We start from the raw sequence: 26,561 nt of genomic DNA on the forward strand, positions 1-26,561 counted from the left end.
CGGGGATGTGAGTGGTATCCCGCGCCCATGACGACCGTCCCCATTTCCAACATCCGCAATTTCTCCATCGTCGCCCATATCGACCATGGCAAATCGACGCTGGCCGACCGCCTGATCCAGATGACCGGCGGGCTCACCGACCGCGAGATGGCGGGCAAGGAGCAGGTGCTCGATTCCATGGACATCGAGCGCGAGCGCGGCATCACCATCAAGGCGCAGACGGTCCGGCTCGCCTACCGCGCCAAGGACGGCAAGGATTACATCTTCAACCTGATGGACACGCCCGGCCATGTCGACTTCGCCTACGAGGTCTCGCGGTCGCTGGCGGCGTGCGAAGGTTCCCTGCTGGTGGTCGACGCCAGCCAGGGCGTGGAAGCGCAGACGCTCGCCAACGTCTACCAGGCGCTCGACAATAATCACGAGATCGTGCCGGTCCTGAACAAGGTCGACCTTCCCGCCGCAGAGCCCGAGAAGGTCAAACAGCAGATCGAGGACGTCATCGGCATCGACGCCTCCGACGCGGTGATGATCTCGGCCAAGACCGGCCTTGGCGTGCCCGATGTGCTGGAAGCGATCGTCACCCGCCTGCCGCCGCCGAAGGGCGACCGCGAGGCGACCTTGAAGGCGCTGCTGGTCGACAGCTGGTACGACGTCTATCTCGGCGTCGTCGTGCTGATCCGCGTCGTCGACGGTGTCATGAAGAAGGGCAGCCGCGTCCGCATGATGGGCACGGGCGCTGCCTACGACGTCGAGCGCGTCGGCTTCTTCACGCCGAAGATGCAGCAGGTCGACGAGCTCGGCCCCGGCGAGATCGGCTTCATCACTGCCGCGATCAAGGAAGTCGCCGACACCCGCGTCGGCGACACCATCACCGACGACAGGAAGCCGGTCACCGACATGCTGCCGGGCTTCAAGCCGGCGATCCCCGTGGTGTTCTGCGGCCTGTTCCCGGTCGACGCTGACGACTTCGAGACGCTGCGCGCCGCGATGGGCAAGCTGCGCCTCAACGACGCCAGCTTCTCGTTCGAGATGGAGACCTCGGCCGCGCTTGGCTTCGGCTTCCGCTGCGGCTTCCTCGGACTGCTGCACCTGGAGATCATCCAGGAGCGGCTGTCGCGCGAGTTCGATCTCAATTTGATCGCGACCGCGCCGAGCGTGATCTACAAGATGAAGCTGACCGACGGCAGCGAGCTCGAGATCCACAATCCCGTCGACATGCCCGACGTGGTCAAGATCGCCGAGATCCAGGAGCCGTGGATCGAGGCGACGATCCTGACCCCCGACGATTATCTCGGCAGCGTCCTGAAGCTGTGCCAGGACCGCCGCGGCTCGCAGAAGGAGCTGACTTACGTCGGCGCCCGCGCCATGGTGAAATACGATCTGCCGCTCAACGAAGTCGTGTTCGATTTCTACGACCGCCTCAAGTCGGTCTCCAAGGGCTACGCCTCGTTCGACTATCATCTGACCGACTACAAGCCGGCCGATCTCGTCAAGATGCAGATCCTGGTCAACAACGAGCCGGTCGATGCGCTCTCGATGCTGGTGCATCGGACCCGCGCGGAGGGGCGCGGCCGCGCCATGGTCGAGCGGATGAAGGAGCTGATCCCGCCGCACATGTTCCAGATCCCGATCCAGGCGGCGATCGGCGGCAAGGTGATTGCCCGCGAGACCGTGCGCGCGCTGCGCAAGGACGTCACCGCGAAGTGCTATGGCGGCGACATCACGCGCAAGCGCAAGCTTCTGGAGAAGCAGAAGGAAGGCAAGAAGAAGATGCGGCAGTTCGGCAAGGTCGACATCCCGCAGGAAGCTTTCATTGCCGCGCTGAAGGTGGATAGCTGAGGCGAAGGCTCAGTCTGCGCTCGGCGCGGCGGGAGTGGATCCGGCCCGGGACTTCGGCAACCGACAAACCAAAAGCGCGAAAACAACCCCATGCACAGTAGCCAGGGGCTTGGCGGGATTGATCTTTTTCGATTTTACGAAATCCCGTTTGCTCCGTCGGGCAAAACAGGGGCATGATGGCATGGTCGCCGGGCCGTGGATGGAAGGACCGGCAGCAAGCTGATCCGCGTGCGCCTCCAGGAAGCACGAATCCGCAGCGGGAAACACAACCGGCCAGACGCCAAACACCCAAGCGGAGCAATTCGCCCCGGGCGGGTGTTTTTGTCGATTCCGCGGCACCTTGCTTCGGCTTGTGCCCGCGCGGCGAACATCTCCGGGGTGAGAACCCGGAAGTTGGTAGCGCGCAACCAAAAACGACGCGAATGACGCGGAACGGACGTACTGAGGAGGCTTGCCTCCGCTAACTTGGTCAGTTTGAATTGCCTGCGGCCAAGTCGCGCCCTGACGTGCAGGGGTAAACGAATGAACCAATCCAAAGCCATCAATGCCGCCGACGCAATACGGACCTACGTATTTGCAAAGGATGGAAATCGACCGGAGGTGATGAAAGATGCCTTCGCCGGGGATTGCGAGTTAGAGATGGTCGTAAGGACTGACGTCATCTCGTTTCCAAGATCTGCACAGGGACTGGAGCAAGTCACCAAAGTACTGGTCACGAACTTCGGTGATCAATACGAGAATGTCCGCACATTTTGCTTTTCCCGCCCCGAGTCGGAGCACCTACCACATTTCCGTTGCGACTGGCTCGTCGGAATGTCGGCAAAGGAAGGGGGCGCAGTTCGTGTCGGGTGCGGCCACTACGACTGGCATTTCGGCTCCGACGATCGTGGCCGTGTGAAAAAGCTCGCGATCGACATCGAAATTATGTGTCTTCTTCCAGTCAAGATGTCGGAGCCGATCATGCAATGGCTCGCCGCTTTGCCGTATCCCTGGTGTTCACGCATCCAAGCCTGCCAGAGTATTCCAGCCATTGATGCCTTGGCGCCCATCAAGCAGTTCTTTGGATCAACGGAAGAGTAGGGCAGCATTGTTTGAAGATGACGACGTTTGGCTTCTTACGTCCGGAAGAGGCCCCTTTTGAGACATGCCGACCAGCACTGCGGATGTCTGTTTCCGCCAACCTGGCTCTACCCGACGATAAGCCGATAGAGTGGTCGAACCGCCGCCCTTCTGGTTTGCTGGTGTGGCAGCAAAGGCTGCCTGATGGCCGTGCCGAAGCCGACGGCGTAAGGCTCAGGCTTCCGCTTGGAGGCGGACCGGCGACAGAACGGGGACACTGTCAATGGACAGTCGCGCCAACATCTCGCGCAGCAGCAAAGTAGCTTCCTGCCGTTCGTCGTCGGACATCAACTTGAAATTGGCGTCGAGTTTGAAATGGGGCATCTCAGCGCGAACCGCGTGCTTTTCCTTCAAGTTCTCGTGGAGGTCGATCACGCGGTAGGTGTGGATTGGATGGGCGATGCCCTTCACTTTGATCAGGTCGCACTCCTCGCAGTAGACCTGATCCTTGACGTGCGCGAAGGTCTCGTAGGCAACGAGGATCTCGCCCGGCGCAGCAGCAGTCTCCAACCGCGCAGCGAGATTTACGCCGCTGCCGATGATGGTGTATTCCATGCGATCCTCGCTGCCGAAGTTCCCGACGGTGCAGTAGCCCGTGTTGATACCGATCCGGCACTCCAGCGGCTTTTCGACGCCCGCATCCCGCCAGACGTGCTTTAGGTCATGCAGCCTTTCACGCATGGCGATAGCCATCTTAACGCAGGCGAGGGCATCCTCCTTGACGCCCTGCGTCTCCGGGTCACCGAAGAATGCGACAATGGCGTCTCCAACGTACTTGTCGACGGTCGCACCGAAGGACAGCGCGATTCTGGACATCTCTGTCAGGTAGTGGTTGAGAAGCTGCGTCAGATCCTCGGATTCGAGCCTCTCCGCCGTCTCGGTGAAGCCGGCGATGTCCGAGAAGAAGACTGTCAGCCGCTTGCGATCGCTCGTAATTCTAACTTCCTGTTTGCCGGAGAAGATCGAATCATAGACCTGCGGCGATAGGTATTTGGCGAGCTTGCTCGATAGCGCCTCCAGCCTCTTGTTCTTGAGAGCGATCTCCTCGGATGCCAGCCGCACCCGCTCGTTGGCCTCCGACAGTTCCTGCGAGCTGAGCTCGAGCGAGCGCTCGAGCAGTGCGCGTTGATTGTCCGCACTGCTATAGCCGGCATCGACGGCAGCGATGAACGCCTTCAGCTCCTCCGGAACTTCGTCCTTGATGCCGAGATGCTTCCGAAGCTGGCGACTGAGGAGGCTATGCATTCCGAACTCCCCCGTAGAAGCGGGACGCCAGCTCTGCAGAGCCGTCGTCCCGCCGTACAGTACGTGCCTGAGTAGGATCGTTCCTCGAAATTGCTACGCGTTCTTGAACCCTGCTCTATGCTTTGACGCATTTTTTTCACGCGAACCGGCGTCCCATTTTCGCTCGGAGACGCTCTAGTGCTCCGAAAAAACGGTTATCGTCATCGTCTGATTATGCAGCCGGCAGGCTTCGCCCTGGCTGAACGGCGCGAGCTCACCGTAGGAGTAGAACCCCGCGATGGTGGCATCGTCGCCGAGCACCTCCCGCACGGCTTCGGTCTCTTCCTCGGTGCGCTGATCCATCACGAGCTTCCGCCCGACGCAGCTGACCAGCAGCGCCAGATCCGGCTTCTGTCCCCCGAGTCCCTTCATGCTCGTCTCGGCCGCGGCCCTGGCGCCCTCAACCAGATCGTCAACGTTGGTCTTCATAAGCTGAGCGGTTCCGCCCTGGGGGATGTCGCCGGCGAAGGTCATGGATTTGTTTTGCTCGTCGACCGACAGGATGGTGCGCACCACGCTCACCTTGGAGTTGGCCTCGGTGACTGCGATGGGAAACAGAAGTGCGGATGCCGGCAGCTTCTCGGCATGCTGACCCAGATACGTCTTGTAGAGATCGAGCGCGCTCCGTCCATCGAGCTCGTAGAGCACGTTCCCTTCGGCTCGCGTGATCTCGCGGATCGGCCCGAACGACTCCCAGCCTCCCATCGAACCATACCCAATTTTGAGATGGTCGCCGTAGAAGCCGATGGCGGCCACGCATTGCGGGCTGGCGCCGCTTTCGTCGACCACCAGGGTTTCGGCGAAGTTGGCGCCGTCTCCGGACAGCCCGCCGGTCACCGACACGGTCGAGGCGACGCCGCTGGCGATTCCCTTCGCGAGTTCGGATCCGTTGACCTTCAAGCCGTCCGACATGACGAACACGTGGCGCAGCGTGTCGTCGTTCAGCTGTCGGGCAAGCTCCTTTCCAACCTCGAAGCTGGCCTGTCCCTCGCCAATCGTCGCGTGGGCTGCCCGGAAGTTCGTGTGATCGAAGCCTATAACGGTCGCCACCAACGAGTCGTCCGTCACTTCATCCCCGGCAATCTCGCCTGAGGTCGAGCCCCCGATCAGCATCGCCCCGGGAAAATGATCCTGAAGCTCGCCCGTCAGCACTCTGTCCTTCAGCAACTGCTTTGCACCGAATGTAAATATCAGCCTCTGCGAGCCTGCCTCGGCAGCCGGCAATTCCGGAGTCCAGCCGCGGCTTTGAATCCATTGGTATTGCGCATGTTGCATGACCTTTTGCTCCTGCAAGAAAGGTGATCATGCCGAGTAAAATGTCTAACGAGTCAGGGTCTCTGCACGACCACCTTCACCAATGACCATTTGCGGCGCATCTGAAATACGACTTCGCCACATGGAAGTCATTTAGCCTACTCTGAAGTGGTTTGATTTAAAAGGACTACTTCCTCTTTACTCGACCACGAGTAGGACGGCTGGGGGCTTGTCAGGCGATCGACTAGAGCAACCCGCAGCATACGTGGATCGCCCATCTGAAGCTGCAGATCGAGACCGTTTTCAACCCAACTCGGACCCTGCATCATAGGGCCATCCTGTGAACCTCTGCGGCCACGCCTAGACCTAATCTGTGGGGGGTCAACGGAGGAATTAGGTCATGGCCATTGTACAATTTACACGCTTCAAGAGCGACAAGCCTGAGGAAATGATCAAGACCGCCAAGCAGGCGAAGGCAATCTTCGAAAAACATGGCGCAGAATTTCTTCGGCTTTCTCGGTTTCACACTGGTACGTGGGCCGGGGAGTTTCTTATCGCTACGCGCTATTCCAGTTGGGAAGTGTACGGAAAGGTACAGGAAGCATTGGCAAAGGACGAGGCATTCGCAAAGCTGTACGCGCACACAGTTACCTTTGCCGAATTGATGGGCCGTAACATCGCGGTCGGCATCGATCTCTGAGGCCCCGCTGAGAGTTGCCGGCGTTGCTTTCGAGTATTGAGGTACTGTGAGCCGCATCGGCCGCGGAGTGCTCTCTTTCAGTTTACGATCCCAGCTGACTGAGCCGCCATCCGTGGTCGATGTCGCTTCTTGGCCCATCAGCGAATTAGCAGCACGCCTCAGGGAGGTCCGCTCGCCGAGGCACAGCAGACCAGACTTGCTCACGTTGAGTTCTTCGCATTTTGACCCTAAGCGGAAGTGACGTGTCCGCAGGATGTCCGCTTTGCGCCAGAAGCCGCTCTTCCAGCTCGGTGGTTGATTGGGAGCGGTCATCATCGAACACCGGGTGCCGGGAATTTGCGACGGCCATTGCACTTAGCACAGCACATGAAACAAAGTCGGCGTGCAGCGGCAGTTTGCGGAAGTCTCCCAGTTCGGCAGATCGCGGACGCGCAGAGCTGCATATTACTCTCGCAAGCGCGAGCTATTCCCGCGGATGGAGTTGACGCGAACTCGAGTGAGAATCAACTGACGATACGTCTGGCCGGAAGGACCTGACAGTGGAATAATCCCGACTCTTTCCTGATCAGATTTTGACGTCGCCCCCGAACCGTCGGGCGTTTGGATTTTCATGATGGCCGCGCTTCCTCAGGACGTGGTGGCGGATTTCCAGCAAGAAAACGCACGGCTGCTGGCCGAATTGCGCGCCGCACAAGATCGCGAGAGCGCCACAGCGGACATTCTCAAGATCATTGCCAGTTCGCCACGGGAGGTGAAACCAGTATTCGATGCAATCGCGAGGCGTGCCAATGCCTTGCTCGGCGGCTTTTCGACTACCGTATTCCGCTTCATCGACGGCACTGCCCACTTGGCGGCGTTCACGCCGACGAATCCTGCCGCCGATGTCGCCTTGAAGAATATGTTTCCGCGGCCGATTGCCGATTTCGAGACTTTCGCACTAACACAGGCCGGTAACATCGTGCCGACCCCCGATACCGAAGCACTAACGAACGAAATAAAATATATCGCGCGCGCCCGCGGCTTTCGCAGCATGTTATTCGTTCCGCTCGCGACCGGCGGCGTGGTGATCGGAATGATCAGCGTAACGCGAGTCGAGCCGGGTACCTTCGCCCCACGCCATGTGCAACTTCTGCAGACCTTTGCCGATCAGGCCGTCATCGCCATTGAGAATGTCCGGCTATTCGATGAGGTCCAAGCGAAGACGCGCGATCTCGCCGAATCGCTCCAGCAGCAAACCGCGACTGCCGATGTGCTGAAGGTGATCAGCCGCTCGACCTTTGATCTGCAAACCGTGCTCAACACGCTGGTCGATTCGGCGGCACGGCTGTGCGAAGCGGAGATGGCATTCATCATGCGCCGCGAAGGTGATGAATATCAGGCCGGAGCAGCGGTAGGGTTTTCCGAGGAATACATCGAGTTTCTGCAGGCTCACCCGATTAGTCCCGACCGGAGCACGGTTACAGGTCGTGCCGTACTCGAACGCCGTCCGGTGCAAATCCTCGACGTCGCTGCCGATTCCGAATATGGGCTGCGCGCGTCGATCACCATGGCTGGTCAGCGCACGGCGCTCGGCGTTCCCCTCCTGCGCGAGAATGAGCCGATCGGCGCGATCGTAATCGCTCGCAAGCGCGTGCAGCCTTTCACGGAAAAGCAGATCGACCTCGTTGCCACGTTTGCCGACCAGGCCGTGATCGCAATCGAGAATGTACGGCTCTTCGAACAATTGCAAAGCAGGACGCGAGATCTGTCTGAGGCGCTGACGTACCAGACCGGTAGTGCCAATATCTTGAGAGTTATCGCTTCCTCGCCGACTGAAGTCGGTCCGGTGCTCAAGGCGATTGTGGAAAGCGCATGCGGGCTTTGCGAGGCATACGATGCGCTGGTCGTTCTGAGAGATGGCGACGATATCGTCATCCAGGCGCACCATGGACAAGTTCCCGTGGTGTGGAGCCGACGATCAATCAGCGTCCAATCGCCCACCGGACGGGCCATTATCGATCGCCGCACCGTTCATGTGCACGACCTGCTCGGGCCCGAAGGGGAGGAATTCCCGACAGGACGGGAATATGCGCTCCGCTCCAACGTTCGGACCGTACTGAGCGTGCCGCTGTTGCGCGAAGGCGAGAGCATGGGTGCGATCGTGCTCCGTCGCACGGAGGTTCGTCCATTCGGCGAGAAGCAGATCAACCTGCTTCAGACTTTTGCAGATCAGGCTGTTATCGCCATTGGCAACGTGCATCTGTTCGAGCAATTAAATGAATCGCTGGAGCGGCAGACTGCAACGTCGGAGGTGCTGGAAATAATAAGCGCTTCATCGGGCGCACTGACCCCGGTCTTCAACAAAATGCTGGAGAATGCGACACGTATCTGCGGTGCCGGCTTCGGGACCATGAATCTCTACGAGGAGGGCGGCTTTCGCACGGTCGCACTTCACAACGCGCCGCAAGCCTACGTTGATACCCGACTATACCAGAGCATTCGCCCACATCCCGCGAGCGGGCTCGGCACGGTCGAGAAAACTCATCAGACGGTTCATATCGACGATATCAGAACTCAGCCGCCCTACGTCGAGGGCAACCCGAACGTTCGCGCGCTTGCCGACCTTGCTGGCGCAAGGACCCTCGTCATCGTACCCATGCTCAAGGAAGACGAGCTGATCGGCACCATCACGATCTTCCGTCAGGAAGTTAAACCCTTCACGGACAAACAGATCGAGCTCGTATCCAATTTCGCACACCAGGGCGTGATCGCGATCGAGAATGCACGCTTACTGAATGAACTGCGCGAGCGCACTATGGAATTGTCGCAATCGCTCGAGGAATTGCGAAACGCGCAGGATCGGTTGATCCATACTGAGAAGCTTGCCTCGCTCGGGCAACTTACCGCCGGCATTGCACATGAAATCAAGAATCCGCTCAATTTCGTCAATAATTTTGCTGCGCTTTCCTCTGAACTGATTGACGAGCTCGGCGACGGGCTGCGCTCAGCCGCACTCGGTGAGGCGGCAAGGCAGGAAATCGATACGCTGATACACATGCTACAAGGCAATCTGGAAAAGATCGTGCAGCATGGAAAGCGCGCCGATTCCATTGTCAAGAATATGCTCCTGCACTCGCGCGAAGGTTCTGGCGAGCGCCGTTCGGCCGACATCAACGCGGTCGTCGAGGAAAGTCTTAACCTTGCCTATCACGGCGCACGCGCTGAAAAGCCGGCATTCAATATCACTCTTGAAAGGCATTTCGATCCATCTGCTGGGGCGCTCGATTTGTATCCGCAGGAGATCACGCGGGTGTTCCTCAATCTCATTGCAAATGGATTCTACGCGACCAGCAAACAAAAGGACGCCGTCGGCGACAGCTTTGAGCCGAGGCTGCGCGCGATGACCACAAATCTTGGCCGCGCCGTGGAAATCCGGATTCGCGATAACGGCGCCGGCATCCCGGCCGACGTGAGGGAGAAAATATTCAATCCATTCTTCACAACCAAGCCCGCGGGCGAAGGAACCGGGCTTGGCCTTTCAATCTGCCACGACATCATCGTGAAGCAACACGGCGGTAGCATCGAGCTCGATACCGAGCCTGGCGATCATACAGAGTTCATCATTACGTTGCCGCGTACGCTGCCGGCACCATTGCAGACCGGAGGCCGCAGGTGAGCGTCTATATATTGGTCGTCGACGACGAGCCCGACTTCGAGGTATTATTCCGTCAGCAGTTCCGGCGCGATCTGCGCGAGGGTCGTTTTCTTATGGAGTTTGCATCGTCGGCACCCGCGGCGCTGCAGCGCGCGGTCGAGATCGGGGATGCCACCCTGATCCTCATCCTGTCTGACATCAACATGCCCGGAATGAGCGGGCTCGAGATGCTACCTATCGTGCGCTCGGCCCGCCCCGATGTGCCGGTCATCATGATCACAGCCTACGGTGATGCCGAGACCAAGCGCAAGGCGCTGGAGAACGGCGCAGCCAACCTACTGACCAAACCGATCGACTTCGCGGCGCTGCGCCAGGAGATCGATACGAGGCTTGAGCAAGCCGCATGACCGCAACCATTCTCGTGGTCGATGACGAACCGCAGCGGGTCGCAAGGTGGAATCATCTTGGCCGCTATCCCATGGGAGATGAGGCATCCTACGTTAATGTTCACCCGAAAATAGGGGTTGAGAATGAAAACGATCTTGGTGCCACTTCAAAACATTTCGATGATGACATCTACGCTCGATTTCGTCGTGCGCCTCGCGCAACGGACCGGCGCGTATATCGAAGGCTTTCCGCTCCGGTTAGGAATCCCTCAATATGTAGTCGCAGAATTGGCCGCCGGGTTTCCTTTAGAGTCGTATCAGACCAAGAGCGAAGCCGAATTGAACGAAATGCGAGGCTTCTTCGAAGCGTTCATGCTGGAGCACGATATTCCTCGAGCCGCCGGGGGATCGAGTCGACCATGTTTTGACTGGTTGACGACGGCGCCTGAGGGCGAAGACTTCGTCGGAAGTTATGGGCGCGCTTTCGACCTCATCGTGATGGCACGGTCCGACGTTGATGCTGCTGGCCCTCACCGGCGCGCGATCGAATCCGCATTGTTTGAGGGCGGTAGACCCGTTCTCCTGACGCCATTGAACGCGCCAAGAAGCATCGCGACAAACATTATGATCCATTGGAACGGTAGCACGGAACAAGCTCGGGTAAACGCATTTGCCATGCCGTTGCTTCATCTGGCCGAAAGAGTGTCGATCCTGACCGTTGTTGGGGGGCAAGGGGTACCAGGACCGTCTGCCGATCGGATCGTTCGGCAACTGCAATACAATGACATTGCAGCCAATTTGATAAGGGTTGAACTGGAGGGTCGCGACACTGGCGAGGCGGTCCTCGATGCCGCCAGAGCACAAGGCTGCGATCTGTTAATCAAAGGAGCTTTCACCCGCACCAGGCTGCGGCAACTGATGTTCGGAGGGGCGACCAGCTATATCATGGAGCACGCGGATTTACCTGTCCTAATGGCTCATTAAAGCTGCGAGGGTCCCCTTCCGTTAGAGATCCCTCTGACAAGCCTGCGGACGGTCGGACCGACCTTGTCAACGGAATCGGCCTTCTCAGACAGCGCCTCCGTCGGAACATGCACTTTGCGCCAACAGCTGCCGCTTCTCGCAAGTCAGCCTATGGCCCCCAAGGCGAGGAGCGCCTCAGCCGCCGTGATGTCCGCTGTCGCTGCTAGATCGGACGCTGAGCTGCACCTTGCCTGGACCAACGCTTGTCACCCAAGGCGGAAGTTGATTGTCTCTTTGGATCGTTTGCGCGCATTGAAAGTGGGGACCTCCAAGTCGCGCGCCATGTCAGGCGGCACGTCGGTCGTGTCGGCGCGCGAGATCCGGGCACAGCACGAGCTTGCCCTCGAGCCCCCCCGCCTCAAGGCGGCGGTGAGCCTCGGCAACCTCGTCGAAGGAGATCCGCTCGGCGACGCGCGGCCGGATGGCGCCAGTCGCCAAGAGCCCGAACAGCCGCTCCAAGTCCTCCTTGAACCAAGTCGGATGTCGCGCCCGCATCGCATTGACTGAGTAAAAGCGAGCCCGCTTGCCGCTCGGCAACAGTCTCCACAGGTATAGGCGCATGATCTCCATCATGATAGGGAACATGCGACGCTGTGCCTGCACGCTCGCCGAGAAGCCGATGGCGCAGAGCAGGCCGCGAGGTTTGAGCGCTGCGTATGAACGGCGATAGCCATCTTCGCCAATTCCGTCGACGACGACGTCAAATCCGCCCGGCACAACGCGCGTGAAGTCCTCATGTTGGTAGTCGATCGGCGTTGCCCCTAGCTCTCGGACGAGCGCCATGTGCTCGCCGCGCACGGTACCCCACAGCTCGAGGCCGGCCGGCCTTCCAAGCGCGAGCAGCGCCTGGCCGACGGCGCCAGCGGCGCCGTGCACCAGGACGCGCTGGCCTCGCTGCACCCGGGCCGCACGGTGCAGAAGCTGGTACGCGGTCGTCCAGCTCAATATCAGCGTGGCCGCTTCCGCCGCGTCTACGTCTATCGGCACGTGGGCCACGTCGTTCGCGCGAAGCGTACGATAGTCGGCGTTTGACCCGACCACGGTCATGTCGGCCACGCGGTCGCCAATCTGAAGATCATGCACGCCTTCACCGAGCTGATCGATTTTCCCGACGACGTCGTAGCCCATTACGAACGGCGGGTGGAGACGCATCGTTTGCGGGTATAGGTGGCGCCTGATCAACACTTCCGTGTAATTGAGGCTTGACGCGAGTACACGGACCCGCACCTCTCCCCGACCAGCGGTCGGCAGGGGAGCGTCGATCACCTCCAGCCCCTCGGGATCACCGAAGCGGCTGACTTGAACAACTCGATTGCGCGGCTCGATCATGGTGGTCTCCCTGCAATCTCGTAATTCAGCGCAAGGACAGGCCCCGATCCGCAGCTATTGCTGTCGCATCGCTACGTGACAGAGAGTATTTCTGACCTGAAGGTCTGCCTTGATCTGGCTCAAATCAGCCGGTCGGCGTTGTCGGACCATGTGGACGTTCGCGACAGCATTCCCAGATCCGTCTAATGGAGCCGCTCATCGACACGAGCCTCGATAGTCTCTGGCCGAAGCAACAGCTATTGAGTGGGATCGTTGACTGCAGCGACTTCCGCTTACGGCCCATCGCCGGCCTGCGGAGTGTTCTTCGTCGAAGACCGCAGCTGAGCCCCGAGCGGGCGTTTCGAAGATGCAACAGAAGCGGATCAGGCACCCGACTGCAGCCACGCCGAGAAGGCTCGGATGGTCCTCGCACGCGGATGGCTTGGCCTGCTGACCACATGGAAGCTGTAGCCAGGCAAACTCAGCTTGAACGCTTTCACGAGCGTACCGGCGGCGAGGTCGCGTGCGACGAGCACATCACTGAAAATCCCGACTCCCTGCCCGGCGATCACCGCTTCGATGGCGTGCAGCTCCTCCCGGAAACTCAAGTGCTGCATGTCCTTGAATTGGGGCACTTCGCGCCACCTGCGCTGAGCCGCGGCAAGCCAGCTCTGCCATGTGGGCGGCTCACGATCGGCCGGCGACCAGTAAGAGTGGATCAGAACGTGGTTTGCGAGGTCGGCTGGTCTTTTCAGCCGTCCCGTTGAAAGCAGGCGCGGATTACAGACGGGCCAGAAAGTATCGCTGAAGAGATCATCGACGATGCCGTCTGTCGGACGTACCCGGCTGGTCGCGTAACGAATGGCGACATCGCCATCTCCGGCCTGCAGATCGAGCACCGAGTCCGTGCCGATGACGTCCAGCGGCACGTCGGGATGCAGCTTTCGCCACACGGGCAGGCGGGGCACGAGCCAGCGGCTGGCGAAGGCGTTGGTTGTCGTCACCCGAAGAGGCTGTTGGTCGCTTTCCTGCTTGACGGCCGCAATTGCAGCGGCAAACACCTCGAGCCCGCCGCGGATGGCGGGAAACAGTCGCGCTCCGGCATCGGTCAGCGAAAGCGGCCGTGGTCTGCGGCGGAACAGGGCGCGACCGCAATACTGTTCGAGCAACCCGATCTGGTGGCTGATCGCCGTTGGCGTCACGCCGAGCTCTGCCGCGGCCTTCTTGAAGCTCAGATGGCGGGCGGCAGCTTCAAAAGCGCGAAGCTCGATGAGGGGCGGCAGCTTGTGCATGCGGCCAGTCTAGGTGAAATCAATTCATCGTCACCTGAATTCTTCGGATTTGCTCCGCGACTGCGCAGGATTGAGGATATGGCGGGTTGAACCGAGGAGACCGTGTCATGTCGTCCATCGCATCTGTCGCCAGCGCTGCCGCCGATCTCAGCGCCTCCTTCGCAGGACAACTTCTCAAGCCAACCGACGAGGGCTACGAGGAAGCCAGAAAGGTCCACAACGGGCTGGTCGACAAGCGGCCGGCATTGATTGCCAGATGCCGCAGTGTGGCCGACGTCGTCGATGCCGTCGCTCTTGCGACCAAGCTCGGCCTCGAGGTCGCGGTTCGTGGCGGCGGCCATAATGTGGCAGGACGCGCGACCATCGACGGCGGCATCATGATCGACCTGGCGCCAATGAAGGGCATCCACGTCGATGCTGTCGGCAAAACCGTACGTGCACAGGGCGGGGTCACCTGGGGCGAGGTCAATCGCGAGACGCAACTTCACGGTCTTGCGGTCACCGGCGGCGTGGTCTCGACCACGGGGATCGCCGGGCTAACTTTGGGCGGAGGATTGGGCTGGCTGATGGGCAAGTACGGCCTGGCGCTGGACAATCTGCGGACTGTCGAACTCGTCACTGCCGATGGCAAGGTCTTGCGGGCCAGCAAGCAGGAGGAGCCCGATCTGTTCTGGGCTATTCGCGGCGGCGGTGGAAACTTCGGAATCGCCACCAGTCTCGAATACGACCTTCATACGGTAGGGCCAGTCATCACCGGCGGGCCAATCGTCCACCCCATCGAACGCTCCCGTGACGTGCTCGAATTCTTCCGGGCCAGCACGCGGTCGCTGGCGGACGAACACACGCTGTTTGCAACGCTGACCCACGCGCCCGACGGGTCCGGTACAGATGTAGCCGCCCTGGTCACCTGCCATTGCGGCCCGGCCGCCGACGCGGAACAGGCCATGCGGCCTCTGAAGCAGTTCGGCGCTCCGCTCCTGGACGCAGTCGGGCCGATGCCCTACTGCCAGCTCAACAGCATGCTCGACGCCAACTTCCCGAAAGGCGCTCTCAACTATTGGAAATCGAACTTTCTCACGGAGTTGAGTGACGCTGCCATTGCGACCATGATCGAATGTTTCGCGCGCTGCCCGACCCCGATGGGCCAGCTGCTCCTCGAGCACATCCACGGCGCCGCGACCCGTGTTGACGCGGGGGATACGGCATTTCCGCATCGGCAAGAGGGTTACAATTTCCTGGTGCTCGCGCAATGGATGCAGCCGAGCGAGACGAGCCGCTGCATCGCCTGGGCACGCGAAACCTATCAAAGCATGCAGCCCTTCTTCGCCTCTGGCCGGTACGTCAATTACCTCGATGACGACGAGACGGGCGATTCCGTCGCTGCTGCGTATGGGCCCAACTACCGGCGTCTGCAGCGAATCAAGGCGAAATACGATCCGAAGAACTTCTTTCGCATGAACCAGAACATCCGGCCGCTGGCCTGATCACCAAGGTGAAAATTTTGGTCCTCTTGTCCTGATTCAGGATGTGACCGGAGGGCCTTTGGCCGGGCCTGCTGATTCCTGAGGAGGACTCGAAAATGGCCGTCGTATTCCGACCCGCGCGCATCGACGACTTGACGCGGGCCGATGAGATCGTCGTCGCCAGCATCAATGAACTCACCGAACGGCGGGGCTTTGGAAAGATGGCATCCGCTCATCCTCCGAACTTTCAAGCTTTCTCGCTAAGCGACGATACCGAGGGTCTCTGGGTCGCCGATGACGGCGGAGAAATTGTCGGTTTCGCCTGGAGCTGGGTTTGTGGCGAGCTTTGGTTTTTGGCCCAGCTGTTCGTGGCGCCTGACCGCCAGAGCGACGGCATTGGCAATCAGCTTATCAGCAAGACATTCGCTCACGCAGAAATGCGCGGAGCATCGATTCGAGCGCTGATTACCTTCACGTTCAACAACGTGTCTCAGGGCCTCTACATCCGCCACGGACTATTCCCGCGCTTTCCGATCTACATGGTCAGCGTGCCTCGTGACCGCCTGGCATCGCGGTTGGCTGCGCCACGGCTCCGTCTTGAATCTCTCACGGCCCAGACAGCCAGGTTCGATGAGCTGGCGCTCGTCGATGTCAGTGCTCTCGGCGTGTCCAGAGAGAAGCATCATCGATATCTGCTGGGCGACAGCACGACGAGCGGGTTCACCATCCACGCCGGCCGTGAGTGCGTCGGGTATGTCTATATGTCCGAAGGACACATCGGCCCGCTTGCGGTCCGCCGGCCAGATCTCGCGGGCCCCGCGTTTGCTGCCGCGCTGTCCTTCGCGGCACAGAGCAATTCTCCAAACATTTCGGCTTTCGTACCCGGCGCGAGCGAGCCAGCGCTGAAGGCGGCGACGGACCACGGGATGCGTCTGACGTTTCCGATGTTGCTGATGTCGAATCGACAGTTCGGAAATTGGGCCAGCTACCTCCCCCGCAATCCGGGCTTCATGTAGCCCAATCCAGGTGAGCCGAAAGCAGAGGCCCTCTGTCTATTCTGCGTGTCGTTGCGCGATCCTGGCGCCATCGGCGATCCGGTCACTCGGGTGCAGCACGACGAGGTCCCCGGCGGATAGTCCCGAAAGAACCTCGGCCATGCGAGAGTTGCGGTGGCCGATCTGGACAAGGGCCGTTCTGGCGTAGCCGCCCTGGTCGACAAAAACGGCCCACTGGTCGCCTTTTCGGAACAAGGCGCTCACCGGGACGGTCACGGCGTCCGGAGCGCTCCAGGTGGTGACGTGGACGATGACGCGATAGTCGTGTCCCAGCGAGGCCCACGTCTCCGACGGATCCGCGAAGTCGATGGTCACCCGGACTCGCTGCTCCTCGATGCCGAGCGCGGAGACCTTGAGGAAGCCCGCCGGGTCGATCCGGACCACCTTGCCCTTGATCGGCGGCCCGCCCCAGCCGTCGACCCGGACGGGCGCGCCGACCTTGATCTGGACCGCGTCGGTCGAGAGCAGGTCGGCCACGATCTCCAGATCGAGCGGGTTGCCGATATCGACCAGCGGCGTACCGGGCAAGACCGTCGCCTCGCTGTCCTGAATGATCTTCAGCACCCGCCCGCCCGCCGGCGCGAGCACCCGGACACAGCACGTCGCCTCCGCCGTCGGTGCGGCGTTGGCGGGCTCCATCAATCGGGCCGCCAGGCTGGTCCGCACCGCGCGGCGCATGTCGACCTGAGCCTTCGCGCTCGCCAAGGCGGCCTCACTGGTCGCGACCTCGAACTTGGCCTTGTCGAACGCCTGGGCCGAGATGGTTTGGGTTAGCGAGAGCTTTTGCGCTCGCTGGAATTCCGTCCTGGCAAAGTCCAAGGCCGCTTCGATCCGCTGCACCTCGGCTTCCTGCTGCTGGATGGCAGCGTCCGCAGCCAGGACTTCGGCCTGCAGCTGGTCGCGCGAGCGCACGTCGATGAATCCCGGCAACGTCGGCTGCATCAGGGCGACGATGGTCTGGTTGGCCACGACGTCATCGCCGACGTGAAGCGACGGTCCCTGCTCGCCGAGCGGATGCGAAATCCTCAGGACCTTGCCTGCGATGGGCGCCGAGACGGTGTAGATGTGGCGCACGTGGGTCTTGCCGTCATCGTCGGCCGTGACTTCGATCGGCCTCTTCGCGACGGTCGCGATATCCACCAAAACCGGCTGCGGCCAGGCGAACCAGGCCAGCCCTCCCACGATCGCGGCCAGGGCCGCAGCGCCGACGATACGTCTGGTCCAGTTGGCTGGCATGACTAATCTCGCGTCTTGAGGACCGCGACGAGGTCCAGTTTGTCGATGCGTTGGCGAATGACCGCCGCAGAGGCGATGGCAGCCAGCACCACCACGGACGTCGCAATGACGTAGGTTGAATGCTCGACCACGAGGCGGACGCGCATCAGTTCGCCGGCGAGGTTGGTCTTCATCACCCAGGCAAGCCCGTAGCCCATCACCCAGCCGGGCGGCTGGGCGATCAGCGTCAGGATGGCGAGCTCGAGCAGCAGGATCCGCAGGACTTCGCCACGGGTGAAGCCAAGCACGCGCAGGCTCGCCAATTCGCGGGCCCGTTCGGAGAGCGATATCCGGGCGTTGTTGTAGACGACGCCGAACGCGATCACCGCGGCAAGCCCGGTGTAGATGCTCGCCATCGTGGTGACGAGCAGCGCGACGGTCTTACGGAAGTTCGCTCGAGAGACGCGCTGCAGCGCCACGCCGGCAACCGTCGGCATCGACTTCACCGCCGCGTAGAACTCCTCCTTCCGGTTATCGTCGAGACTGAGGTTCACGCCGTTCACAACGGGTGCCTCGCGCATCAGCTCGCGGAGCGCTTCGATGTCCATCATTCCCCTGATGCCGAAATAGTCCTCGACGGTCGCCACGATCGGCATCGTGACCGTTCGCCGGGCGCCCTCCAGCAGATCGAGCTCGACCGTGTCGCCGGCACCGACGCCGAGGATGTGGCCGAGCATGCTGGAGATCGCGAGGCCGCTTTCCGGAAGCGCTATCGGGCGAAGATCGACGTCGATGATGCGCCTCAGATCGGCATCGGCGGGCCGGCCGCTGATCGTGATCCGCCGTTCGACGTTGCCATGTCGGATCCGGACAGGCACGTCGCGGCCCGGTTCAACCGCAAGAACGCCCGGAAGGCGGTTGACCTGCTCCACGACGTTCTCGATCCGCCTCTCGGCGAAGCCGATGGTCGCGTCCTGCCGGTCAGCGAGGAAGTAGGTCACCTCGATCAGTTGCGCCATCGTGTCCCGGGTGAACAAGGAGACGACCAGGATCGCGGTGGCCAGCGCCATCCCAAGCGCCGTGAACGCAGCCCGGACCGGGTGCCGCGCGATGTTGCGGATCATCATCAATGTCGGCTGCGACACGATCTGGTCGAGCTGCACGCTCGCCGGCAGCAGCCGCCGATAGATCGGCGGGGCCGGAGGTTGCATGGCGACGGCCGGCGGCAGCTTCACCACCTCGCGTAGCGCCCGCAGCGCGCCGATTGCGGCGGCGGCCGCGCTGAGCGCGCCTGCGGTGACGTACAGGTCCGGCGCCTTCGCAAACACCAGGAATGGGAAGTGGAAGAAGTCGCCGAACAGGGCGGTTACGCGCAATCCGAGCCACGTGCCGGCCACGCCGCCCAGGATAATTCCGAGCACGACGATCAGCGCCACGAACTTGAAATAGTGACCGACGATGCTGCTGTCGGCGTAACCCAGTGCCTTCAGCAGACCGATCTGCTCCCGCTCGAGCGCGACGAGCCGGGTCAGGGTGAGGTTGACCAGGAACGCGGCCACCAGCAGGAAGATCGGCGGGAGCGTGCGGCTCATATTGTTGAGCATCTCGAGCTCATGATCGAGCCAGGCGTGCGAGGTCTGGTCCTTCCGGCCGTGGGCCGCCTGCCCGCCATACGGGTCGAGCAAGATGTCGAGCCGCGCGATCACCTCGCGCTCGGAAGCGCCGGGCTGCAGCTTGACCGAGACCGCCGAGAAGGCGCCGTCGAGATCATAGACGCCTGCGAGCGCCTTTTCCGACATCCAGACGATCGCGTAGCGGCGGTCATCCGGCATCAGGTCGCCCGGCCCGACGGTGTAGACGAACTCGGGTGACAGTGCGGTGCCGACGATGACGAGCTCTCGCTTCCTGCCGTTCAGGATGGCCGAGAACCGCGCCCCCTCGGCGAAGCTGTGAGCCCGGGCGAACGGCTCGTTGACGACCACCTCCTCTGCCCGTCCACGTTCGGGAAGCCGGCCGGAGCGCATGTAGAGCCGATTGAGATGCGGCTCGCCGTCGTCGGGCAGCGAAACAAATTGCCCGCTGGCGGGCTCGGAGAAGCCGGGCACATCGAGCAAGGCCAGTTTGGCGATGCGGGTGTCGACGGCGGCGACGCCGGGTATCTCGCCTATTCGGTCGGCCAGCGCCTTGGGTGCCCGCTTTGCCTGAGCGAACACGTCGCCGAAGCCGTAGCGTTCGTAGTACGCAATTCGCGTCTCTTCCAGGGAGCGATGCGATCCGACGGCGAGCACCAGCGTCGCGACGCCCCCTCCGATGACCAGCGCGACGGCGAGCACCTGCGCCCAGAGCCTGCTGACGTCGCGGAAAAGCTTGATGTCCAGCGCCGTCATGCCATCACCAGGTGAGCTCGGCGGCCTGCCGCCGGGACTCATTCTTCTGGATCCGGGAGATCCGACCGTCGGCGAAGAACAGGACGCGGTCCGCCACCTCCTGGATGCTCGCATTGTGGGTGATGATCACTGTCGTCGTGCCGAGCTGCCGGTTGACCCCGAGCAACGCCTCGATGACGCGAATGCCGGTCTTCGAGTCCAGCGCTCCCGTCGGCTCGTCGCACAGCAGCACCGCCGGCCGCTTGGCGATGGCGCGAGCAATGGCCACGCGCTGCTGCTCACCGCCGGACAGCTGGGCAGGAAAGTGATGCATCCGCTCTTCGAGGCCTACGAGCGCGAGGGCATCGGCCGGCCGCATCGGGTCCTTCGCGACCTCGGTGACCAACGCCACGTTTTCGTAGGCGGTGAGGCTGGGCACCAGATTGTAGAACTGGAAGACGAAACCGACGTGGTCGCGGCGATATTTCGTGAGCTCGCGGTCTTCGAGATCGGTCAAGTCCAGGTCGCGGAAGAGCAGCCTGCCGCTGGTTGGCCGGTCGAGGCCGCCCATGATGTTGAGCAAGGTCGTCTTGCCGCTGCCGGAGGGGCCGAGCAGCACGACCACTTCCTTCGCGGCGATTTCTAGGTCGACCTCGTTGAGGGCATGCACCATCACCTCGCCGGAGACGTAAGTCTTCGTCAGGGCTTTCGCGGTGAAGACAGGCTCTCTCATTGCCTTCCTTTCAGGCCGCAAGGCTTCCGCCTCCCTCCCGACGCGAACGTCAGCCGTGTCGATAGCCCCGGGAAGAACCCAGACTGAACAGCCGCCTGACATGGGGAATGAATGCCGGGACCGCCGCGGCGTACGTCGTGTAAGCCTCGCCGAACTCCACGTTGGCGTCCCGCTCCTCGCCTCGCGCGAGCTTCACATACATGATGGTCAGCACCGGAAACATCGCCAGGGTGAGGATCGTCGGCCATTGCAACAGGAAGCCGAACATCACCAGGACGAAGCCGACGTATTGCGGGTGCCGGACATAGCTGTAGGGGCCGGTGGTTGCCAGGCTGCGGGTCTGCTGCGCATCGTACAGCACCCTCCACGCCGCGGAGATCAGGACGAAGCCTGCGCCGATGAAGATGAAACTCAGGATGTGGAACGGTCCGGCGTGGGGATTGGCCTTCCAGCCGAACATCATCTCGAGCAGGTGGCCGGCGTCATGGGAGAGCCAGTCGACGTTCGGATAGTGCGACTGCAGCCAGCCCGAAAGGAAGTAGATGGTGAGCGGGAAGCCGTACATCTCCACAAACAGCGCTACCAAAAATGCGCTGAAGGCGCCGAAGGAGCGCCAGTCGCGGGATGTCTGCGGCTTGAAAAAGCTGTAGGCGAACAGGATGAACACCACCGAATTGACCAGGACGAGGCTCCAGAGGCCGTAGGCGGGCGCGGTGTCATGCATCACACGCTCCCTGGATCGTTGGGTCGACCGCCGCCATGATGGTGGCCGTGTCCTCCATGCATGAAGACGTGCATCAGCGGACAGGCGAGGAGCGGCAGCCAGATGAGCAGCCCGAGCACGTGGGCCCTGTGCTCGGTGAACAGGAGCACGCCGGCGATCAGCAGGAACCCGGTCAGAACCAGGCCGGCCTTGGCTTTGGCGGACATGCCCGCCTGAGGCCGTTCTTGATATCCGGAATGGTCCTGGACCGACATCGGCACGTTCCTATGGCTCGTGGGAACATAGAGCCGGAGGCGCCGTGATGATTGATCCACGTCAACGACGGGCACGCCGCCCGTTGCCTGCCCGTCCATACCTGATTGCCAGGGTACCCCGGCTTGACGCCGGAAGCGGGCCAATTGCGACCTCTGTGTCCGGCACCGGACAGACGAAATCGAACGGAAGGGTAAAAAATAGGCATGGGAAGGATGTGAGAGGGCTTACCCATGATCAAGAGGCGGAGGCGTATCAAACACACATCGACGTTCGAGGAACGGCTGGCAGAAGAAGCCAGACGATTCAAGGAAGCGGCCGAGAAGGAACTGCCTGGCAGCACGGCCCGCGAGTTGCTCTTGCGGCGGGCGCGCCAAGCCGAAACAGTCTCGCACCTGAGCGAATGGCTCCGCTCGCCGGGCCTGGCCGCACCGAAGTGAACGAGCATTGCGCGTGAATCTTACGCCGGAGGGCACCATCCAGCGGCGCATTGATCCGATCTGCTGAGACGATGACGCGGCCAAAGAACGCGCCGAGTAGTTGGCGGACCGCCACGACGTGGAAGCCGAGGCTCAGTCGAAATTGGCCCTTAGCAGACACGGTATCGGGTCGAGCCGAGATGTCCATTTCGTACCCATCGCCTACCGCCGCGCCGCGAGCACATTCAAAGGAGCCGCTTGCAACGCTGCGCGCCTCTCGACGAGGGCATGATTGAACAGTTCGAGCACCAAGCCAAAGGCGGCCAGTTCCTCCTCCTCGATGGCGCCATCATCGTAGCAGTCGAGCGTTTCCTCAATGATCGCGTCGACCTCCTGCTGCATGGCCAGCAGTTCGTGGTCGAATTCCGCGGTGCGCACCTTGGAAACCAGGGCCAAAATCCTGTTGCGATGACTGGTATTCTCGTCCCTTTCGTCCCGATTTAGATATTGACGCAGCCAGGCGCCGGCCGAACCAATGCCGGAGAGAAGCAGGAGCGCAAACCAGAAGTAGTCGCCATACCTGTCAAGGAAGGTGCGCTCGGTCCCGTCGATGACGGCCGCCGCTCCCCGATGTACCGGCAGTTCGGCTTCTTTCTCGGTGTCCGGCTTCGTGATTTGCGCAGCGCCAGGCACTTGCCTGGCAATCGCCTGCCGCAGGGCGAATTGTTGGCGGTAAAATGCCGCCACTGTCGTTTCGGACAAAGCGTTCCGTGCCAGGATCAAATGACTGACGCTGATAGTCTCCACCTTGTCATCCGGCCAGGCTGGACTCGCATTGAAAATGCTTGGTGGAATTTCCTCCGATTCGTAACGCGGATGCTTCAAGGCGATGGCTTCCGATGCGTCGATCGCGAGGAATTTCGGCTCGCCACGGGCCCGAGCCGTCGCGGCGACCGCATCGGCGGTTATCTTGCTGTCGAGCGGACCGACCGCCATGAATGCATCGAGGGTCCGGTCGCGCGCCAGTTCCTCGATTTGGCCCGTGCCGAACTGCGTAACCGTGACCTTGTCCGCCTCCACGCCAGAGGCGCTCAGGATGAGCCTTAGCAACGCGGCGTTCGCCGGAGTCCCGCCGATCACTCCCACCCTGCGCCCTGCGAGATCGGCGACTTCCTTGATTTTCGGCCCGGACTTTTTCTTCGAGCCCTTGCCCGCAAGTCCCGAGGGAGACCACAGCACGACGAAGTTTTTGCGCAAGATGACGACCGTTTGCGCGTCGGCCGGCATCTCCAGATCGCCACGACCGACTGCAAGGTCGGCCTTGCCGGCACCGAGCAGAGCGAGAGCTTCGGCCGCCCCGGCAGCCGTGATCGGGGACAGCCTCCCAGTCCTGCTTTCGTTGGCAAAGGCCTCGGTCATCGCCTCGATCACTTTGTGATCGTTGCTTCCCGGTGGTCCGACGGCAATCCGCAGAGTTATCGGCCGCAGCGCGTAATACAGCGTGCCCGCAGCGGCTCCGAAAACGAGAAATCCGATGGCCAAGACCAGCAGTAGGGTCTTCGTCCTTCTCCGTCCCCGGCGGGCTGCGTCAATGCGTTTCATTTGGGCATCAGACGAGGACATTTGCCGCTGCCGGTCGGAGACCAAAATTGCTGCCCGCTTTTCAGAAATACCACGTTTTTCTGGAGGATGATAACGTTCGAGCCGCGGGACTTGTTTCTTGGGGCCAGCGAGCTTTCGACTCTTGCGCCATCGTCTCTGGATTCCGCACTTCACGCTTTGCGATTCTACCAGCTCGCACGTCCGCTTTGCGCCGAAAGCCCGCGAGCAACAACATCTAAAGCGTCAGCAAGCCGGGCGGCGGTTTGCGCATCTGCGAAGCCTGCTCGTAGGCGTAGGCCAGACGCAGAAGCTTGTGCTCGCTCCAGGCTCTCCCTGCGAAGGTGACGCCGAGCGGATAGTCGGGCGTGTCCTTGCCGTCGGTCGTTCCCGAGATGAAGCCTCCGGGCACCATGACGCTGGGATAGCCTGCCTTGGCGGCAATCGCGCCGCCCATGGCGCCTGCGAACAGCACCGCGTCGAGCTTGTGCTGGTTCATGTAGGCGTCCATGCCGCGCGTCCTGGCGGAGAGCAGGTCCATGGCGCGCGCCGACTTGTACTCGCGCTCGCTCAGATCGCCCCTGGTCAGGTCAGCCGCGAGAAAGTGGTCCTGGCCGAAGCGCAGCGCCTTCCCCGCGTTCGCGTTGTTGAAGGCAATGATGTCGGCAATGGTCTTGACGTCAGTGTTGGTCGCCCAATCCTTCAGATAGAGGTTGAGATCGCGCTTCAGCTCGTAAAGGAAGACGACCGGCGGCCTCGCGACCGTGCCTTTGTGGCTGCTCAGGGGATTGCGGTTGAGCACGGCCATGGTTGTGCCGGGCCCCCCGATCCAACCGGCCGTCGGCATGTTGGCGCGCACGATGACGGCGCCGAGATCCTCCAGCACCTTGATCGTCTCAGCCATCAGCTTGGCCGATTTCGGCGGCAGCTTGCCGTAATAGCAATCGTTCAGCGGGTCAGCGGGGTCGCTCGGCACGCCGATGCGCGCGCCCTTCATCGCGTCGGTGGCGAGGCCGGCGGTGTAGTCGGCCGGGCGCCGCTGCTCTTGCGTCGCTGGGTCGAGCGGGTCCTTGGCAGCCAGCACATTCAGCAGCATCGCGGCATCGCGCACCGTGCGCGTCATCGGACCCGCGGTGTCCTGGCTGTGCGCAACAGGCAGGATCCCGGCACGGCTGATCAGCCCGACGGTCGGTTTCACGGTGACGAGGCCGTTCAGGCCGGCGGGGTGCAGCAGCGAGCCTGAGGTCTCGGTGCCAATTGAGGCAGCGCAGAGGCCGGCTGCCACGGCGACTGCCGAACCCGAGCTCGATCCCCCTGGAGACACCACCGGAATCTCGCGATCGTCCATCAGCGCCGGCGCATAGGGGTTCTTCACTTGGCCGCCCAGCGATGAATAGCCCGCGGGCATGTCAATCGCGAGCATGTTGGCGAACTCCATCAGGTTCGCCTTGCCCAGGATCACCGCGCCGGCGCCCCGCAGCAGCTTGACAATGGTGGCGTCATCCCTGGCGCGCGCGCCCTCCAGCGCCAGCGAGCCGGCTGTCGTCGGCTGCCTGTCGCCGGTCGCGATGTTGTCCTTCACCAGGATCGGGACGCCAGCCAGCGGCCGCTTGGCCGATGGCAGGATGCCATCTAACTTGCCGGCGATCGTGAGCGCGTCTGGATTGAACGCGCGTACGGAGTTGAGCATCGGGCCATCGCGGTCGTAGGCCTCGATCCGCGCGAGATAGAATTTGGTCAGCGCCGTGGCCGTGACCCGCCCATTGGCCAAAGCATCGATGATGTCGCTCATCGGTGCATTCTCGAGCTTCAGCATGGTGGGCGCCTCGGCGCCGATGACAGCTGCGGAGAGGTGCGCGTCGCGGCGGGTTGGCTTCTTCATGGCGTGCCTCTTGAGCGGCTTCCTGCAAATATGCTACAGACGGTAGCATTAAGCTTGATCGCGCGACAAGCTGATTGCCAGTCCAATGGCGCGGGCTTCCAGTTGTTCTCAAGGGCTTCGGTGGAGCGGTTCATGGAATGCACGGTCCGGCCCGCGCTTGAAGGCGACGCCGATGAAATCAGCGCGGTCATTTTGCGTACACTGCGCGAAACGAACGCGAAGGACTATACCGTCGAGATCATCGAAAGGGTCGAGCGTAGCTTCAATCCAGGCGCCGTAAGACAGTTGATCGACAAACGCACTGTTTTTGTCGCCACCGTCGGCGACCGCGTCGTTGGAACAGCGAGCCTTGACGGCAGCATCGTCCGTACGGTCTTCGTCGCCCCTGACGTTCAGGCCCGCGGTATCGGCAAGCTGCTGATGGAAGAGATCGAGCGCACGGCGCGCGAACGCAACATCCCTTCCTTGACTGTCCCTTCGTCGGTCACCGCTGAGACATTCTACGCACGGCTCGGGTTCAATGCGGTGCGCGACGACTACTATGGCGACGAACGCACTATCATCATGGAACGCCTGCTCGATGGCCGTTCTAGGTCCGAGGCATAGAGATTGCGGCGCAAGATTCCGCACTTCACGCATTCGCGCGCCTATCTCTATGCGACAGCGAATGCGATGCGGCGCGATCTGTCCGCGACCGGCGAGTTCAGCGCGGTGCGGTTGGCGGCGACCTGGACCATCCATCAATCGGCCAAGGTGGTCGACGCCGCCTATCACATGGCCGGCGCGACCGCGGTGTTCCGTAGCAATCCGTTCGAGCGGCGCTTTCGCGACATGCACGCGATCGCGCAGCAGATCCAGGCGCGCGATACGCATTACGAGGATGTCGGGAAGGCGATTTTGTCGGACAAGTGACGCAGAAATGGTTTGAGGTCAATCTATTGGGATGCGGATTCCCTCGTGGCCCCATCCTTCGAGACGCCCGCTATGGGCGGGCTCCTCAGGATGAGGGCGTGT

At 61.7% G+C, this 26,561-nt stretch carries 20 protein-coding genes and 2 pseudogenes; 11 read left to right on the top strand and 11 right to left on the bottom strand.

The window, feature by feature from the left end; genetic code table 11:
• The first annotated feature begins 27 nt into the window (after window positions 1–27).
• Together lepA and GWG65_RS33560 are read left to right on the top strand one after the other, a co-directional pair.
• Entirely contained in the window at window positions 28–1,839 is a 1,812-nt protein-coding gene (lepA, locus tag GWG65_RS33555; protein ID WP_275199771.1) for a translation elongation factor 4, read from the top strand.
• Between the two features lie 522 nt (window positions 1,840–2,361).
• Window positions 2,362–2,919, top strand: coding sequence for a hypothetical protein (locus GWG65_RS33560; RefSeq protein ID WP_275199772.1), 558 nt, complete (start codon window positions 2,362–2,364; stop codon window positions 2,917–2,919).
• 213 nt (window positions 2,920–3,132) lie between these two features.
• On the opposite strand, the pseudogene GWG65_RS33565 reads toward GWG65_RS33560, so the two are convergent.
• A pseudogene (locus GWG65_RS33565) lies at window positions 3,133–4,005 on the bottom strand (adenylate/guanylate cyclase domain-containing protein); the annotation flags it as partial.
• Between the two features lie 372 nt (window positions 4,006–4,377).
• Complete coding sequence (locus tag GWG65_RS33570; RefSeq protein ID WP_275199773.1) at window positions 4,378–5,535, bottom strand: FIST N-terminal domain-containing protein; 1,158 nt, start codon at window positions 5,533–5,535, stop codon at window positions 4,378–4,380.
• 361 nt (window positions 5,536–5,896) lie between these two features.
• Between GWG65_RS33570 and GWG65_RS33575 the strand changes: the two genes are divergently transcribed.
• The 4 genes from GWG65_RS33575 to GWG65_RS33590 all read left to right on the top strand — a co-directional run bounded on the left by GWG65_RS33575 (window position 5,897) and on the right by GWG65_RS33590 (window position 11,200).
• The gene (locus GWG65_RS33575) at window positions 5,897–6,196 is read left to right on the top strand and encodes a hypothetical protein (RefSeq protein ID WP_275199774.1); all 300 of its coding nucleotides are present in this window, start codon (window positions 5,897–5,899) and stop codon (window positions 6,194–6,196) included.
• 613 nt (window positions 6,197–6,809) lie between these two features.
• A complete protein-coding gene (locus GWG65_RS33580) occupies window positions 6,810–9,851 on the top strand; it encodes a GAF domain-containing protein (RefSeq protein ID WP_275199775.1) in 3,042 nt (1,013 codons plus the stop codon).
• Window positions 9,848–10,237, top strand: coding sequence for a response regulator (locus tag GWG65_RS33585; protein ID WP_275199776.1), 390 nt, complete (start codon window positions 9,848–9,850; stop codon window positions 10,235–10,237). The genes GWG65_RS33580 and GWG65_RS33585 overlap by 4 nt, the downstream gene beginning before the upstream one ends.
• A 123-nt stretch (window positions 10,238–10,360) precedes the next feature.
• Entirely contained in the window at window positions 10,361–11,200 is an 840-nt protein-coding gene (locus GWG65_RS33590) for a universal stress protein (RefSeq protein WP_275199777.1), read from the top strand.
• A 324-nt stretch (window positions 11,201–11,524) separates the two neighbouring features.
• Here GWG65_RS33590 and GWG65_RS33595 read toward each other — a convergent pair whose 3' ends face one another.
• Together GWG65_RS33595 and GWG65_RS33600 are read right to left on the bottom strand one after the other, a co-directional pair.
• Window positions 11,525–12,568: a medium chain dehydrogenase/reductase family protein gene (locus GWG65_RS33595; RefSeq protein ID WP_275199778.1), complete on the bottom strand. Its 1,044-nt coding sequence runs from the start codon at window positions 12,566–12,568 to the stop codon at window positions 11,525–11,527.
• A 362-nt stretch (window positions 12,569–12,930) separates the two neighbouring features.
• On the bottom strand, window positions 12,931–13,839 hold the full coding sequence (locus GWG65_RS33600) for a LysR substrate-binding domain-containing protein (protein WP_275199779.1): 909 nt from the start codon (window positions 13,837–13,839) through the stop codon (window positions 12,931–12,933).
• A gap of 107 nt (window positions 13,840–13,946) precedes the next feature.
• Between GWG65_RS33600 and GWG65_RS33605 the strand changes: the two genes are divergently transcribed.
• Both GWG65_RS33605 and GWG65_RS33610 read left to right on the top strand, forming a co-directional pair.
• Window positions 13,947–15,323 (top strand): FAD-binding oxidoreductase, encoded by a 1,377-nt coding sequence (locus GWG65_RS33605; RefSeq protein ID WP_275199780.1) that lies wholly within the window; start codon window positions 13,947–13,949, stop codon window positions 15,321–15,323.
• A gap of 95 nt (window positions 15,324–15,418) precedes the next feature.
• Window positions 15,419–16,318 carry a GNAT family N-acetyltransferase gene (locus GWG65_RS33610; protein ID WP_275199781.1) on the top strand — a complete coding sequence of 300 codons (900 nt, stop codon included), beginning with the start codon at window positions 15,419–15,421 and terminating at the stop codon, window positions 16,316–16,318.
• 36 nt (window positions 16,319–16,354) lie between these two features.
• Here GWG65_RS33610 and GWG65_RS33615 read toward each other — a convergent pair whose 3' ends face one another.
• Genes GWG65_RS33615 through GWG65_RS33635 form a run of 5 tightly spaced genes read right to left on the bottom strand, consistent with a single transcriptional unit; the run spans window position 16,355 to window position 21,649 of the window.
• The gene (locus GWG65_RS33615; protein ID WP_275199782.1) at window positions 16,355–17,593 is read right to left on the bottom strand and encodes an HlyD family efflux transporter periplasmic adaptor subunit; all 1,239 of its coding nucleotides are present in this window, start codon (window positions 17,591–17,593) and stop codon (window positions 16,355–16,357) included.
• A gap of 2 nt (window positions 17,594–17,595) precedes the next feature.
• Complete coding sequence (locus GWG65_RS33620; protein ID WP_275199783.1) at window positions 17,596–19,959, bottom strand: FtsX-like permease family protein; 2,364 nt, start codon at window positions 19,957–19,959, stop codon at window positions 17,596–17,598.
• Window positions 19,960–19,963: 4 nt separating this feature from the next.
• Entirely contained in the window at window positions 19,964–20,671 is a 708-nt protein-coding gene (locus tag GWG65_RS33625; protein WP_275199784.1) for an ABC transporter ATP-binding protein, read from the bottom strand.
• 49 nt (window positions 20,672–20,720) lie between these two features.
• Window positions 20,721–21,395: an isoprenylcysteine carboxylmethyltransferase family protein gene (locus GWG65_RS33630; protein ID WP_275199785.1), complete on the bottom strand. Its 675-nt coding sequence runs from the start codon at window positions 21,393–21,395 to the stop codon at window positions 20,721–20,723.
• Window positions 21,395–21,649 (bottom strand): DUF2933 domain-containing protein, encoded by a 255-nt coding sequence (locus GWG65_RS33635; RefSeq protein ID WP_275199786.1) that lies wholly within the window; start codon window positions 21,647–21,649, stop codon window positions 21,395–21,397. Before GWG65_RS33635 ends, GWG65_RS33630 begins: the two co-directional genes overlap by 1 nt.
• A gap of 231 nt (window positions 21,650–21,880) precedes the next feature.
• On the opposite strand from GWG65_RS33635, the gene GWG65_RS33640 reads away from it, so the two are divergent.
• Window positions 21,881–22,087 (top strand): hypothetical protein, encoded by a 207-nt coding sequence (locus tag GWG65_RS33640; RefSeq protein ID WP_342760691.1) that lies wholly within the window; start codon window positions 21,881–21,883, stop codon window positions 22,085–22,087.
• 201 nt (window positions 22,088–22,288) lie between these two features.
• Here GWG65_RS33640 and GWG65_RS33645 read toward each other — a convergent pair whose 3' ends face one another.
• Together GWG65_RS33645 and GWG65_RS33650 are read right to left on the bottom strand one after the other, a co-directional pair.
• Window positions 22,289–23,689 (bottom strand): TAXI family TRAP transporter solute-binding subunit, encoded by a 1,401-nt coding sequence (locus GWG65_RS33645; protein ID WP_275199821.1) that lies wholly within the window; start codon window positions 23,687–23,689, stop codon window positions 22,289–22,291.
• 214 nt (window positions 23,690–23,903) lie between these two features.
• Window positions 23,904–25,547 carry an amidase family protein gene (locus GWG65_RS33650; RefSeq protein ID WP_275199787.1) on the bottom strand — a complete coding sequence of 548 codons (1,644 nt, stop codon included), beginning with the start codon at window positions 25,545–25,547 and terminating at the stop codon, window positions 23,904–23,906.
• 132 nt (window positions 25,548–25,679) lie between these two features.
• Between GWG65_RS33650 and GWG65_RS33655 the strand changes: the two genes are divergently transcribed.
• Both GWG65_RS33655 and GWG65_RS33660 read left to right on the top strand, forming a co-directional pair.
• Window positions 25,680–26,153, top strand: a complete 474-nt coding sequence (locus GWG65_RS33655; protein WP_275199788.1) for a GNAT family N-acetyltransferase — start codon at window positions 25,680–25,682, stop codon at window positions 26,151–26,153.
• Window positions 26,154–26,186: 33 nt separating this feature from the next.
• A pseudogene (locus tag GWG65_RS33660) lies at window positions 26,187–26,459 on the top strand (acyl-CoA dehydrogenase); the annotation flags it as partial.
• Between the last annotated feature and the right edge of the window lie 102 nt (window positions 26,460–26,561).

It is taken from the genome of Bradyrhizobium sp. CSA207 (assembly GCF_029051685.1).
Classification (GTDB): Bacteria; Pseudomonadota; Alphaproteobacteria; order Rhizobiales; family Xanthobacteraceae; genus Bradyrhizobium.